This is a genomic window from Butyrivibrio hungatei, from assembly GCF_001858005.1.
Lineage (GTDB): Bacteria > Bacillota > Clostridia > Lachnospirales > Lachnospiraceae > Butyrivibrio > Butyrivibrio hungatei.
Window position 1 is genome coordinate 1,863,386 of sequence record NZ_CP017831.1, and the last position, 14,129, is coordinate 1,877,514.

Here is a 14,129-nt window from a genome sequence, read left to right on the forward strand (position 1 = left end):
GTACTTCTAACTATTATTATATTCAACAAGAGGCTTTTTTCAAGCTATAGCGCCATCTTTTCACACATATTTTAGGAATATTAAAAAGTTCTGTAAATATGATTACTTAAGTTTAGATCTCTCTTGTTGCCTCTTTTAACCAGTTAAGAACCGCTTCATCCTTGATTAATGGACTGATCTTTTTATATACAGCCTTGTGATAAGCATTGAGCTGTTCTACACTCTTGGCATCCATGTACTTCTTGTCGATAGCTTCAAGATCGATAGGTACATATGTAAGATGCTCGAATCCAAAGAACTTACCAGACTCTGTCTTGCATCTGTCTACTACTTCTACGATATTTTCAATACGGATACCATGGCTGCCCTCAACATAAACACCTGGCTCATCAGATACGATCATACCAGGTAAAAGAGCCTGCTCATCAGCTCCCTTTGCAAATCTCCATCTGATATTGTGAGGTCCCTCATGTACATTTAACATGTAGCCGATTCCGTGACCTGTTCCGTGGTTGTAATCAAGACCGATGTTCCAAAGTGGAGCTCTCGCAAATGTATCTACGTTTCTGCCTGTGCAGCCTTCCATAAAGCTTGATGCTGCAAGATTAAGCATACCACTAACAGTTGCTGTATAGTGCTTTTTGATTTCGTCTGAGATCTCACCTACTACGATAGTTCTGGTAACATCTGTTGTACCGCCCATGTATGTAGCACCTGAATCCACAAGAAGCATGCCCTCAGCCTTAACCTCTGCTGCGTTATCTTCTGTCGCCTCATAGTGTGCCATAGCTGCATTTGCATTGTAAGCGCTGATAGTAGGGAATGAAAGCTCAATAAATCCAGGAAGCTCTGCTCTCATACCATCAAGCTTCATTGCAGCTGTGTACTCAGTCATAGGTACCTTGCCCACATTCTGTTTTACCCAATAAATGAACTCTGTGAGCTTAGCACTATCCTTTACATACACTTCTCTGATGTTCTTAAGCTCTGTCTCATTTTTTACAGCCTTCATAAGCTCAGTTGGATTGTATTTATCTACAAGCTTGACACCGCAGTCAGCAGCCTTCTTTAAAAGAGTCTTGTATGTAAGGAAATTAGTGTTTCTCTTATCGTAAAGAACATCTCCCTCAAACTTAATATCTTCAAGGAATGAAGTTAATTCGTGATAATCCTTTAATTCAATGCCTACCTTATGGCAGTAATCCTTTACATCAGCTGTTACCTCTTTTGACTGAACAAAAAGAACAAACTGATTCATTGTAATATATGCGTATGAAAGAGCTACTGGATTGCACTCTACATCATTTCCACGAAGATTTGTAAGCCACATGATATCATCAAGCTTACTGAGAAGATGAGCCTTTGTGCCATATTCTTCCATCTTCTTTCTGACATCAGAGAGTTTTTCCTTAAATGACTTACCGCAAAGCTCATCGCTAAGCACATACATATCGTGGCAAGGAAGCTCTGGTCTATCTGTCCAGACATCTTCAGCAAGGTCCTTATCGATCTTAAAGCTTACGCCCTTGTCTGAAAGCTTCTTTTCGAGGTCTTCTCCAATGCTGGTAGAAATAACTCTTCCGTCAAAACCAAGTGTCTGTCCACTCTTCATATTCTTTACAAGATATTCTGAAATAGTTGGAACTCCAGGATTCATCATTTTGAAAAGAGCTACATCAGTTCCCTTCATCTGATTCTCAGCCTGAATAAAGTATCTGCCATCTGTCCACATTCCAGCTTCATCCTTGGATACAACCAGGGTACCGTTAGATCCATCAAATCCGCAAAAATACTCTCTTACTTTAAAATAATCTGCAGAGTACTCTGAGTTATGGAAGTCTGATGTAGGCATCATATAGTAATCTACTGAAAGTTCAGCCATCTTCTTGCGTAAATTTGCAAGTCTTCCTTTTATTTCTGTGTTCTCATACGCCATTTTAAAATTCCTCCTATGTAAAGATCTGTTAATACAAATCCTACCTGCAAAAAAATCCTATTTATGCCCTTTAGCACAAATAGGATTGTATCACTAATTCAATATATTGTCATGATTTTTAAGCAGGAGTTTCCTCATCAAAACTGCTCAAATACTGTATCGCCGCCCGCTTGTTCTTCATTATCTGAATCCTGTTTAATGAAACAAAAATCACAGGAAATATGATCACAAGGCAAAAAGCAGTAAAAGAAGCCATAAGCCCAAACAAAATATCTAATGGAACAAACGGGATGATGTACCATACTATCTTGCCTGCTTTAACAGCTACGCGCACTGTATTTACAAAGCCTCCACCTATAGAATAAACAATCCCAGCCAGTGCCCCTGATAAAAGAATATATCCAGGAAGTGCATAGTCACTGAAAAGCTTATTAACTAAAGCTGGTACAACTGTAATATCCAGGAGCATCACAATTACTGACACAACTATAGCAACTGTATTTCTGCGAAGCCTTACCTTGGCGTCATCGTAGACTCTTTTGGCATAAACTGCATCATCAAAGACCATTTCATCAAATATCTTTGCCCTAGTCTTTGCCATTTTTGTAATCCTCCTAATGTGTGTATTTCAGGCTATAAACATAATTGCTTACGTGGAAATATTAACATTAGTTGTAATATTTTACAAGATTGTTTTACTCATGTTGTAATTTCATTAACAATTAAGTAATACTTTAATATCATTATTCTATCAACATTTTTTAGTGAACAGGATGTACCTCAACATCAGACGGCAACTCTTTTTTTGTATCTCCTGTCCTTTCTATGAACAATGAAAGTGCAGAATATACCTCAGCTCTTGAAATATACTCTCCTTTTGCAAGTCTATACTTTTCATTTTTTATTGACTCATTGACATGATCATCAGTACTTCTGGCTTCGGATAATACAAATCCAAGTTCTACAGCCTTTTTTTCGCATTCGCTTAAGGAAATATTCCTTTTCGTAACATCTTTTTCCATGTACCTGACGATAAAGCTTGCAAATTCCTTATATGTCAAAGGATCATCCGGTCTAAAGAAAAGCTTACCTGCACCATCTTTTTTGACAGTTTCCGAATCAATAAGGTTTCCATCATAAAGAGCCTGCACATAACCTGCATCCCAATCAAGCTCACTTATGTCAGCATATTCATTTAAATATGGCCTCTTACCTGCGAGCCTGAAAGCTTTAAACATGACCATTAAAAGCTGAGCTCTTGGCATGACTGCATAGGGGTGAAGATGCATGACACAAGGGTCTAAAAGCCCATATCTAAAAGCTTTCTTTATACCTTCATATTCAGGAATCCCCACTGTATCGACAAATGGAGGTTCTATACTAAACACATCCTTTGAAGGAAGCTCTTTTGGAAGTTCCCTGGTATCTTTATCAGGTGTAAAAAAAATATCCTCATCTATATCATAAAAATAGTCTTCATCAAGCTTTCCATTAATACTCTTTAAGAAAAAGTCTGCGATCAAAACTGCTCCATACTCATTTGTATGAGTGATATCGCCCTTTATAAAGTAATCTCTTGCCTTTTCACCATATTCTATCCACTTTTCAAAGGTATAGCCGTGGAGATCAACAAGAATCGTATCTGTTTCCTTTGAAACCTTGTAGCAAGCTTTTGAATACTGATCAAGCATTGAAAAATACTTTCCGTTTTCATCCTTGCCTGGAACCCTGCTGATCGGAGTACATAGTATAGGCAATGCTCCAAGACTTCTTACTTCTTCAATATATTTTTTCAGATTATCCTCATAGCCTCCAAAGGCAGCAAGATTTCTTCTCTTTTGGTCGTTATGTCCAAACTGAATTATGAAAAGATCTCCCTTTTTCATGAGCTCTTTTGCAATATCATAGTGACCATCGTCCCTAAAGCAGTTTGATGTCATTCCTGAATGTGCAAGATTGCACACTGCGGCCCTATGAGCTGCCCTTGAAATTGTCTGAGCCCAGCCGGCGCAGCTTCCATATGGATAATATGGATCTCCGGCATTTTGATCTGTAAGTGTTGAATCTCCAGCTACCCAGATGACTGGCACATCTTCCCTGGTGATACTGACATTTACTTTTACATCAGGGTCATCAGTTCCTAGCCCTGTAAAGCTCACAAATATCACCTTATCATTACATCTGTTTGGAGAAAGAGCTGGAATATAAGGCGTTACTGCCACATAGAATTCTTTTTTATATGTCTTTCCTTTACTTGAAGAAACACTGATCTTTCTCTCGATCATATTTCTCCTGCCAGCAAAAAGAGTCATATTCTCGATATCTCTTTTGCCAGGCTTAAGTTCAAAGGAAACTTTATAGGTCCCAAATTCTGAGACATCATATCTTAAGATAGTCACTTTTCTTCCTGCTATTTCTTCTTTGGCAGGTTCTACTTCAAACCTTCTATCGTTCCAACCACCATTTTTCAGTGCAAGTTCTGCATCTGTTGCTGAATTATCGTTTTGTTTTTTCATTTTGGCTCCCGTTGATAAATTGTAATACAAATAGCTTACTCTAAAATGCCGGTAAAAAGAAACTTCATTATGCAGGAATAATGGTCATTTTCGTCCATTTATAGCATCTTTTTAAGATTACAACCTTTTTGTTGCATTTTATAGTAGATTCTCATATAATACGAACTGTTGCAAAGAGAATAATTTATTGATTTATTTTAAGTGAGGCTATTTTAATGATAAGTGCTAATAACGTAACACTAAGAGTTGGTAAAAAGGCTCTTTTTGAGGACGTCAACATTAAGTTTACAGCAGGTAACTGCTATGGAATCATCGGTGCTAACGGCGCTGGTAAATCTACATTCCTCAAGATCCTTTCAGGTCAGATTGAGACTACTAATGGTGATGTAGTTATTTCTGATGGAGAACGTCTCTCCTTCCTTGAACAGGACCACTTCAAATATGATGACAACGTAGTTTTAGATACAGTTATGGCTGGTAATGCTCGTCTTTTCGAAGTAAAAAATGAAAAAGACGCTATCTATGCCAAGGAAGATTTCACTGACGAAGACGGAATCAGAGCAAGTGAGCTTGAAGCTGAATTTGCTGAAATGAACGGATGGGAAGCTGAGTCAGATGCAGAAAGTCTTCTTAACGGACTGGGAATCGACACAGAGTTCCACTACAAGCTTATGAAGGAGCTTGATGGTGCACAAAAGGTTAAGGTTCTTCTTGCAAGAGCACTCTTTGGTAATCCTGATATCCTTCTTCTGGATGAGCCTACTAACCACCTTGATCTTGATGCTATCGCATGGCTTGAGGAATTCCTCATCAACTTTGAGAATACAGTCATCGTTGTATCCCATGACCGTTACTTCCTCAACAAGGTATGTACATATATTGCAGATATCGATTATGGCAAGATTCAGCTCTATGCTGGTAACTATGACTTCTGGTATGAGTCATCACAGCTTATGATCCGTCAGATGAAGGAAGCCAACAAAAAGAAAGAGGAACAGATCAAGGAACTTAAAGAGTTCATCGCTCGTTTCTCTGCTAACGCAAGTAAGAGTAAACAGGCTACTTCCAGAAAGAAAGCCCTTGAGAAGATCGAGCTTGATACTATTAAGCCATCAAGCAGAAAGTACCCATATATAGACTTTAGACCAGATCGTGAGATTGGTAATGAAGTTCTTACAGTTGATGGAATTTCCAAGACTGTAAATGGTGAAAAAGTATTAGATAATATTTCTTTCGTAGTTCAAAGAGATGACAAGATCGCATTTGTAGGCGGCAATGAGCTTGCAAAGACTACTCTCTTCCAGATCCTTACAGGCGAGATTGAGCCAGACGATGGAACATACAAGTGGGGTGTTACAACATCTCAGGCATACTTTCCTAAGGACAACACCAAGGAGTTTGACAATGACTACACCATCACAGAATGGCTTACAGGTTATTCTGAGATCAAAGATGCAACTTATGTAAGAGGCTTCCTTGGACGTATGCTCTTTGCAGGTGAAGATGGTGTCAAGAAAGTTAAAGTCTTATCCGGAGGAGAAAAAGTTAGATGTCTTCTCTCCAAGATGATGATAAGCGGTGCCAACTGTCTTATCTTTGATGAACCTACAAACCACCTTGATATGGAATCAATCTCCGCTCTTAACGACGGAATGATCAAATTCCCAGGTGTTGAGCTCTTTGCCTGCCGTGACCACCAGGTCGTACAGACAACAGCTAACAGAATTATGGAAATCCTTCCAGATGGAACACTTATTGATAAGCGTTCAACATATGATGAGTACCTTGAAAATGATGAAATGGCTAGAAAGCGTACAGTATATAACACTGCTGCTGACGAAGAAGAGGATGACTGATCCTCACGCCATCAATATAGTAACCACGTAAATATCAGCCAGGCTGATATAAATATATTCAACCCATTTAAGGAGGAGCATATTATGCAGGAATTTAGTCCGGTAAAAGAGGGAAAGGTCAGAGAGATCTACGACATCGGGGAAAATCTCATCATGGTAGCAACTGATAGAATTTCAGCGTTTGATGTCATTCTTAAAAACAAAGTTGTTAAAAAAGGTGCAGTTCTTACGCAGATGTCCAAGTTTTGGTTTGATCTTACAAAGGATATCGTAAACAATCACATGATCAGCGTTGATGTGGCTGACATGCCAGAGTATTTTAGAGCTCCAGAATTTACTGGTAACAGTATGCTTTGCAAAAAGCTTACAATGATTCCTGTTGAATGTATTGTTCGTGGTTATATTACAGGAAGTGGCTGGAAGAGCTATGTAGAAAACGGAACAGTCTGTGGCATCAAGCTTCCAGAAGGTCTCAAGGAATGTGGTAAGCTTCCTGAACCAATCTACACTCCTAGCACAAAGGCAGAGATCGGTGATCACGATGAGAACATCGATTTTGACAGAAGCGTTGAAGTACTTGAGAAAGCTTTCCCAGGTCACGGACTTGATTACGCTACAAAGATCAGAGATTATACTATCGCTCTTTACAAAAAATGTGCAGACTACGCTCTCACTCGCGGCATCATTATCGCTGATACAAAGTTCGAGTTTGGTGTAGATGAGAATGGTGAAGTAGTTCTTGCAGATGAAATGCTCACACCTGACAGCTCAAGATTCTGGCCAGTTGAAGGATATGAAGAAGGTCATGATCAGCCATCATTTGATAAGCAGTTCGTTCGAAACTACTTAAAGGCTAATCCAGATTGTGATTACAATCTTCCACAGGATGTAATCGACAAGACTATTGCTAAGTATCTTGAAGCATACAAGCTTCTTACAGGCAAGGAACTTGCATAATTTATCAAACAAAACAGAGGCGCTTTAGCAAATGCTAAAGCGCCTCTTTATTATTAAATTCATATTATTTATTTGAAGAACTCCATATCTGAACTTAACTTATCAGCGATACTCTTAAGGGAATTAGCTGATCCAGCAAGTGTTGTAACTGTAGCAGAAAGCTCCTGCATCGATGCTCCTGTCTCCTCTGAAGAAGCTGCATTTTCTTCTGAAATAGCTGAAAGAGAACTCATAGCATCTGATACAACGTTCTTGGCACTTACACAGGTTCCTGCATCTGTCTCGATACTCTTTACACTTGATACTGTAGAAGTAATATCTCCGATCATAGCATTTACACTCTGTACTGTATTTCCAAGAACTGACTGCTGTTCGTCATTGCCCTTCTTAACATCAGCTGCCATCTGAACTGCTGACTGTGACTCTGCCAAAAGAACATCCATCTCTTTTCTGATATCATCAGCCATCTGCCTTGAGTCTTCTGCAAGTTTTCCGATCTCACCGGCAACAACTGCAAATCCCTTACCAGCTTCTCCTGCTCTAGCAGCCTCAATAGAAGCATTAAGCGAAAGGAGGTTTGTCTGTGTTGCAATTGATGTGATACCTTCAACCTTCTCATTGATATTCTCAACAGCCTTACTTGTTGCTCCGATTTTTTCAGTGATCTGAACGATATTCTCGCTCATAGCCTCTGAACTTCTCTGGAGATCTGCAAGAGACTGTGCAGATTCTGTACTAACTTCCTGCATTCTAGCTGCAAGATTTGAAAGATCATCTGTGCTGGACTGTACGTTACCAGTAGCTACATCAATATCACCAACAGATTCTGTAACACTCTGAATCTCATCAGCCTGCTGTGTAGCACCAGATGCAATTTCCTGTACTGCATTTGATACATCATCTGCAGTCTGTGATATCTGACTAGCTGCATCTGCAAGTTCTTCAGAAGAATTATGTACTGAAACTGCGGATTCTTTGATATTTGTTACTATTCCACTAAGTACATCCAAAACAGAATTTGTATTTGCGATCATCTCGCCAAACTCGTCTTTTCTATTCTGGAACTTTTCGATCGATACGAACTCACCGCTTGCCAAATGGCTAAGAGCACCATTGATCTCGTGGATAGGTCCTGTAAAGGAGTTAGCCATTGCAAAGGATGCAATTACAGCTACGATTGCCATGATAATAGCAAGTCCAACACTAATATTTGCGCTTCTCTTAGCAGATGCAAGTGTCTTGTCATAATTTGAAGATACTACTACGATCCATCCTGTAGTTGGTTCCTGCTGATATGATACGATCTGTTTATCAGAGCCCTTACCTGTTACATAAGTACCTGAACTACTACTCTGAGCCATCTTAAAGAAGTCTCTGTCACTTCTATCATCTGGTTCATCCTCTGAACTTATCTCATAATCAGAATGAGCAATTACGATACCAGATTTATCTGTAATGAACGCTCTTTGGTCATTACCAATATTTTCCTTAAGAAGCTTGTGTAATACAGAAAGATCATAACTTCTCTGTACTACACCAATTGGTGTTGAATAACCATAATCATAAACAGGAACAGCAGGAATAATGATTCTTGAACCTGTAGCTTTTGATACGAGGATATCTGAAATATAATCTTTTCCCTTCATCGCTTCCTGGAAATACTCTCTCTCATGAATATCAGAAAGCTTATTTCCATCATCTCTTACTAACTGCTGACCTGTAGAATCAGATATAACAAGAGCATTTCCATCATTATATGGAGCATTTACCTTCTGAAGGAAAGCAATCATTTCGCTTTCATTTCTGGTAGACGGATTCTTAACGTATTCAATAGTATAAGGAGTTTCAGCCACAGCATCTAAAGTTCTGAGCATCTGGTTGATCTCTTCCATAAATGCCCCTTCTACGATTGCGCACTGCTTTGAATTAGTTGTCTCAGCATCTTCAAGGCCTTTGCTGATGGAACTATTAAAATTAATAATCATTGTAATTATAAGTGGTATTGTAACGACTAATACCATTACCAAAACAAGTTTCGCTTTAACACTGTTTAAACCGAAATTCTTTGTATTGTTAGTCTTAGGTTCCTTTTTTCCCATATCGTTTATTCTCCTTAAATAATATGAATAAAACTTTTTAGATTGTTCTAGAAACTAGGCATTTATAATTATACACCCCCGCACTGTAAATGTGCGTTTTTTCGTGTATACTTAATAAAAATTTAATGAGTAATCGTACATTTTATCACTTTGCACCTATGCAAATCCTCAGCAGAACCTCTTTTTTCTGAATAAAAATACCGTCACTATTTTCATAGTGACGGTATCTGAATTGTTTCGGATTAAGTTGACCTATTTTAATCTTTAAAGAACTGAATATCTTGATTGAGCTTATCAGCAATTGACTTAAGACTGGTTGCTGATTCAGCAAGTGTTGTAACTGTTGCTGAAAGTTCCTGCATAGATGCACCTGTCTCTTCTGAAGAAGCTGCATTTTCTTCTGATATAGCTGAAAGAGCACTCATAGTATCTACTACTGCATTCTTGGAAGTTTCACATGTATCAGCACCTTCTGAAATAAGCTGAACACCTCCTACAGTACTTCCGATATTAGCAAGCATTCCATTTACTGCCTGGAGTGTTTCGCCAAGGGCTACCTGCTGGTCATTATTACCCTGCTTAACATCCTCTGCTGCTCCAACAGCTGCCTTACTCTGTTCAAGAAGAACATCCATCTCTTTTCTGATGTCATCAGCCATCTGCTTGGAATCTTCTGCAAGCTTTCCAATCTCTTCAGCTACAACTGCAAATCCCTTACCAGCTTCACCAGCTCTTGCAGCCTCGATTGAAGCATTAAGTGAAAGAAGGTTTGTCTGTGTTGCAATTGATGTAATGCCTTCTACCTTATCACTGATATTGTTAACAGCTTCCTGTGTTGACTGAATTGTCTTTGAGATCTCATCGATCTTTTCTGTCATCTCAGTTGAAGAATCCTGAAGTGAAGCAAGTGATTTACTTGAAACCTCTGATGCTTCCTTCATCTGATTTGCTAGATTTGAAAGGTTTCCTGTCGAACTCTGAACATTACCAACCGCATCACCAATCCTGCCAACATTTTCAGATGCATGCTGAATCTCTTCTGCCTGCTGTGTTGCACCAGATGCAATTTCCTGAACTGCATTTGATACATCTTCTGCTGTCTGTGAGATCTGATTTGCCATATCTGAAAGGTCTTCAGATGACATGCCAACTTCATTTGCTGAAGCTTTGATATTTGAAACAATTTCATTGAGTGTTTTTATTACTGAGTTCGTATCCTTTGAAATCTCACCGAATTCATCTTTTCTTGCATCATGCTTTTCAACAAGTGAAAATCTACCATCTGCAAGATCTCTTAATGAATTACCTACTGCCTTTATAGGTTCTGTAAAGCTCTTTGCCATCATAAATGAAATTGCAATAGCGACTCCAAGAAGTACAATTCCAACGATGACAACAATAAGAGCCGCGCTCCTTGCTGACGCAAGAACTATTTTGTCATTAGTTGCTGTACAGATGCAATAGCCTGACTGAAGCTCTTTTTCATAGGCAACGTATGCATTATAGCCTCTACCTGTATCTACGTAGTAAAAGCCCCTATCAAGACCTGAAGTCATGAACTCTGAATTAGCTCTGCTCTCTTCTTCATGAGCGCCTTCGCCGATCTCATACTGAGCGTGTGCTGCAATTGTTCCTTCTCTATCTACAATGAACGCATCCTCTGATTCTGCTGCAAGCATTTTATGGAAATTGTTTAGATCATAGTTTCTTTGAACGATGCCGATTATCTTATCGCCATCTTTGATTGGACATGCAAAAGTAATGATACGTTTTCCGGTTGTCTTACTAACCTGAACGTTAGACACAAATAGCTCTCCAGCCATTGCTTTTTTGAAATACTCTCTCTCTGATACATCTACAAGATCGCCTTTTGCTCGTGCAATCTGTTTGCCATCAGCCCCTGTAATAACTGTTGTATCGCCATCTGCCATAATCTCATCGCACTCAGCAAGTGTTGCAAGAATAGCGTCCTCAGGAATACCGGCTTCACCCTTTACATAATTGATGATGGTAGGATTACCAGCTATGCTCCTAACCATGTTCATATTCGCATCATAAACACCTTTGAAATTATCTTCGATGTATCTTGCCTGCCATTCCAACGCTGTTTGAGCATCTGCCAATGCCTTATTTGTAGATGTGATGTAACTTACTATCACTGCTACAGTAAGCGGTATTGCAGCTACAAGTACCATTATTGCGATGAGCTTAGTCTTGATACTGTTTTTAAAGCTGACACCCCTTTCCTTTTTTGTCCCTTTTTGAGCCTCGTTATGAGCCATTTTTGTCCCCTCCATGTGTGTGTTTTGAGTTGAGTTGCTATGATCATTTAGAGTTTAACCGATTAACAACTTTACTATTATTATCGCCTTTTTTTCTAAAATAGTTTATATTCCATTTGAATTATTTCTAAAATAAATATAAACTATTTCTTAAAAGCCTATAAAAAAGATAACATCCTCGGCTATGCTATACATAACGAGAATGTTATTTGAGTTTTTCTATAAAATTTAAATAGAAAATAAAACTAAAACTTTGTAATTAATAAACTTTTAAGGATTGATCTAATGTATTTTCTATAATGTATTAAAAAGTCTCTCCGATAAAATTATCAAAGGAAAAAGTACTATGAATATACTAAAAAAAACAGAGCATCGTCACTGAGGCAGGATCCCGGTGGCGGTACTCTTTATTTTTTTATAATGATTAGTCTTGAAAATAAGCTTTAATTCAAATTCTTTTTGATTGCCTCAAGCAGTTCACTATACTCTTCAAAGGCAGGAAGTTCCGGATTATCAGCTTTGATCTTATCTGTTGACTTAAATAAGAATCCGGCCTTACTAGCCTTTATCATAGCAAGATCATTGTAGCTGTCTCCACTTGCGATAGTATCATATCCAATAGACTGAAGAGCCTTAACTGTAGTGAGCTTAGAATTTTCTATTCTCATCTTAAAGCCTGTGATCTCGCCGCTATCTGCTACTTCAAGCGAATTACAGAATATAGTAGGCCATCCAAGCTTTTCCATAAGTGGAGTTGCAAATTGAGTAAATGTATCGCTAATGATGATCACCTGAGTCATGCTTCTAAGTTCATCCAAAAACTCTTTTGCTCCTGGAAGCGGATCAATCTTAGCGATAGTCTCCTGAATCTCCTTAAGTCCAAGACCGTGCTCCTTTAAGATTCCAAGTCTCCATCGCATGAGCTTATCATAATCAGGCTCATCACGTGTTGTCTTTTTAAGTTCAGGAATTCCTGAAGCTTCAGAGAAAGCGATCCAGATTTCTGGTACTAATACTCCCTCAAGGTCTAAACATACTATATTCATAACTACTCCTCTCAAATCTCTACCTTAGGCAATGTAGCAAAACTCTTGTTAAGCTCATCATCTGTAGGAATATAATCTGACATTTCTCCGTCGTTGAACTTCTGGTAAGCAACCATGTCAAAATAGCCTGTTCCAGTAAGTCCAAAGAGGATAGTCTTTTCTTCGCCTGTTTCTTTGCACTTTAATGCTTCATCTATAGCAGCTCTGATAGCGTGACTACTCTCTGGAGCTGGAAGGATACCTTCAACTCTTGCAAACTGCTCAGCAGCCTCAAATACTGCTGTCTGCTCAACAGATCTAGCCTCCATATAGCCATCGTGATAAAGCTGTGAAAGGATTGGGCTCATGCCGTGATAACGAAGTCCTCCTGCATGGTTTGCTGAAGGAATGAAATTGCTTCCAAGTGTGTACATCTTGGCAAGAGGGCATACCATTCCGGTATCACAGAAGTCATATGCAAATTTGCCTCTTGTAAAGCTTGGACAACTTGCCGGCTCAACAGCTATGATCCTGTAATCCTTCTCTCCTCTTAACTTTTCTCCCATGAATGGAGAAATAAGTCCACCAAGGTTTGATCCACCACCTGCACATCCAATGATGATATCTGGAGTAACTCCATACTTCTCAAGTGCAGCCTTTGCCTCAAGTCCGATAACAGTCTGATGTAAAAGAACCTGATTAAGAACGCTGCCAAGTACATATCTGTAGCCTTCTGTCTTGGTTGCAACCTCTACAGCTTCTGAAATTGCACATCCAAGGCTTCCTGTTGTTCCAGGATGCTCTGCATTTATTTTTCTACCGATCTCAGTTTCCATTGATGGTGAAGGTGTTACACTAGCTCCATAGGTACGCATAACCTCTCGTCTAAATGGTTTCTGCTCATAGGATACCTTTACCATGTATACCTTGCAATCAATTCCAAGATAAGCTGACGCCATAGAAAGAGCTGTTCCCCACTGACCTGCGCCAGTCTCAGTCGTAACGCCCTTAAGGCCCTGCTTCTTGGCATAATATGCCTGAACAATAGCTGAATTAAGCTTGTGGCTTCCGCTTGTATTATTACCTTCAAATTTGTAATATATCTTGGCTGGTGTTCCAAGAGCCTTCTCTAGACAGTAAGCCCTAACAAGTGGCGCTGGTCTGTACATCTTGTAAAAATCTATGATCTCCTGCGGGATATCAATATAAGCTGTTGTGTCATCAAGTTCCTGCTTGATAAGCTCATCGCAGAAAACTGGGCGCAGATCCTCAAATCCCATAGGCTGTAATGTAGCAGGATTTAAAAGAGGAGCTGGCTTATTCTTCATATCAGCTCTTACGTTATACCACTGCTTAGGGATCTCATCCTCGCTTAAATATATTTTATAAGGAATGCTTTTTTCACTCATGTTCCCCTCCTCCAATACATGTAAGAATTAATAGCACTTCAATACATTA

At 39.0% G+C, this 14,129-nt stretch carries 9 protein-coding genes; 2 read left to right on the top strand and 7 right to left on the bottom strand.

Going from position 1 to position 14,129, the window contains the following annotated elements; all coding sequences use genetic code 11:
* Positions 1-112: 112 nt before the first annotated feature.
* From bhn_RS08620 to bhn_RS08630, 3 genes are all read right to left on the bottom strand, one after another.
* On the bottom strand, positions 113-1,936 hold the full coding sequence (locus bhn_RS08620; protein WP_071176314.1) for an aminopeptidase P family protein: 1,824 nt from the start codon (positions 1,934-1,936) through the stop codon (positions 113-115).
* Positions 1,937-2,054: 118 nt separating this feature from the next.
* Positions 2,055-2,537: a hypothetical protein gene (locus bhn_RS08625; RefSeq protein WP_071176315.1), complete on the bottom strand. Its 483-nt coding sequence runs from the start codon at positions 2,535-2,537 to the stop codon at positions 2,055-2,057.
* A 160-nt stretch (positions 2,538-2,697) separates the two neighbouring features.
* Positions 2,698-4,452: a GDSL-type esterase/lipase family protein gene (locus bhn_RS08630; protein ID WP_071176316.1), complete on the bottom strand. Its 1,755-nt coding sequence runs from the start codon at positions 4,450-4,452 to the stop codon at positions 2,698-2,700.
* A 215-nt stretch (positions 4,453-4,667) separates the two neighbouring features.
* On the opposite strand from bhn_RS08630, the gene bhn_RS08635 reads away from it, so the two are divergent.
* Both bhn_RS08635 and bhn_RS08640 read left to right on the top strand, forming a co-directional pair.
* Entirely contained in the window at positions 4,668-6,308 is a 1,641-nt protein-coding gene (locus bhn_RS08635) for an ABC-F family ATP-binding cassette domain-containing protein (protein WP_071176317.1), read from the top strand.
* 84 nt (positions 6,309-6,392) lie between these two features.
* Complete coding sequence (locus tag bhn_RS08640; protein ID WP_071176318.1) at positions 6,393-7,265, top strand: phosphoribosylaminoimidazolesuccinocarboxamide synthase; 873 nt, start codon at positions 6,393-6,395, stop codon at positions 7,263-7,265.
* A gap of 68 nt (positions 7,266-7,333) precedes the next feature.
* Here the strand turns inward: bhn_RS08640 and bhn_RS08645 are convergent, their stop codons facing one another.
* From bhn_RS08645 to bhn_RS08660, 4 genes are all read right to left on the bottom strand, one after another.
* Positions 7,334-9,364: a methyl-accepting chemotaxis protein gene (locus bhn_RS08645; protein ID WP_071176319.1), complete on the bottom strand. Its 2,031-nt coding sequence runs from the start codon at positions 9,362-9,364 to the stop codon at positions 7,334-7,336.
* A gap of 257 nt (positions 9,365-9,621) precedes the next feature.
* Positions 9,622-11,646 carry a methyl-accepting chemotaxis protein gene (locus tag bhn_RS08650; RefSeq protein WP_071176320.1) on the bottom strand — a complete coding sequence of 675 codons (2,025 nt, stop codon included), beginning with the start codon at positions 11,644-11,646 and terminating at the stop codon, positions 9,622-9,624.
* Positions 11,647-12,089: 443 nt separating this feature from the next.
* On the bottom strand, positions 12,090-12,692 hold the full coding sequence (gene thrH / locus bhn_RS08655; protein WP_071176321.1) for a bifunctional phosphoserine phosphatase/homoserine phosphotransferase ThrH: 603 nt from the start codon (positions 12,690-12,692) through the stop codon (positions 12,090-12,092).
* A gap of 11 nt (positions 12,693-12,703) precedes the next feature.
* A complete protein-coding gene (locus bhn_RS08660; RefSeq protein ID WP_071176322.1) occupies positions 12,704-14,080 on the bottom strand; it encodes a TrpB-like pyridoxal phosphate-dependent enzyme in 1,377 nt (458 codons plus the stop codon).
* Between the last annotated feature and the right edge of the window lie 49 nt (positions 14,081-14,129).

What these genes read in the sequence shown, in the direction of transcription:
- bhn_RS08620 (WP_071176314.1), bottom strand. Translation starts at nt 1,936, where the DNA reads ATGGCGTATGAGAACACAGAAATAAAAGGAAGACTTGCAAATTTACGC.
- bhn_RS08625 (WP_071176315.1), bottom strand. Translation starts at nt 2,537, where the DNA reads ATGGCAAAGACTAGGGCAAAGATATTTGATGAAATGGTCTTTGATGAT.
- bhn_RS08630 (WP_071176316.1), bottom strand. Translation starts at nt 4,452, where the DNA reads ATGAAAAAACAAAACGATAATTCAGCAACAGATGCAGAACTTGCACTG.
- bhn_RS08635 (WP_071176317.1), top strand. Translation starts at nt 4,668, where the DNA reads ATGATAAGTGCTAATAACGTAACACTAAGAGTTGGTAAAAAGGCTCTT.
- bhn_RS08640 (WP_071176318.1), top strand. Translation starts at nt 6,393, where the DNA reads ATGCAGGAATTTAGTCCGGTAAAAGAGGGAAAGGTCAGAGAGATCTAC.
- bhn_RS08645 (WP_071176319.1), bottom strand. Translation starts at nt 9,364, where the DNA reads ATGGGAAAAAAGGAACCTAAGACTAACAATACAAAGAATTTCGGTTTA.
- bhn_RS08650 (WP_071176320.1), bottom strand. Translation starts at nt 11,646, where the DNA reads ATGGCTCATAACGAGGCTCAAAAAGGGACAAAAAAGGAAAGGGGTGTC.
- thrH (WP_071176321.1), bottom strand. Translation starts at nt 12,692, where the DNA reads ATGAATATAGTATGTTTAGACCTTGAGGGAGTATTAGTACCAGAAATC.
- bhn_RS08660 (WP_071176322.1), bottom strand. Translation starts at nt 14,080, where the DNA reads ATGAGTGAAAAAAGCATTCCTTATAAAATATATTTAAGCGAGGATGAG.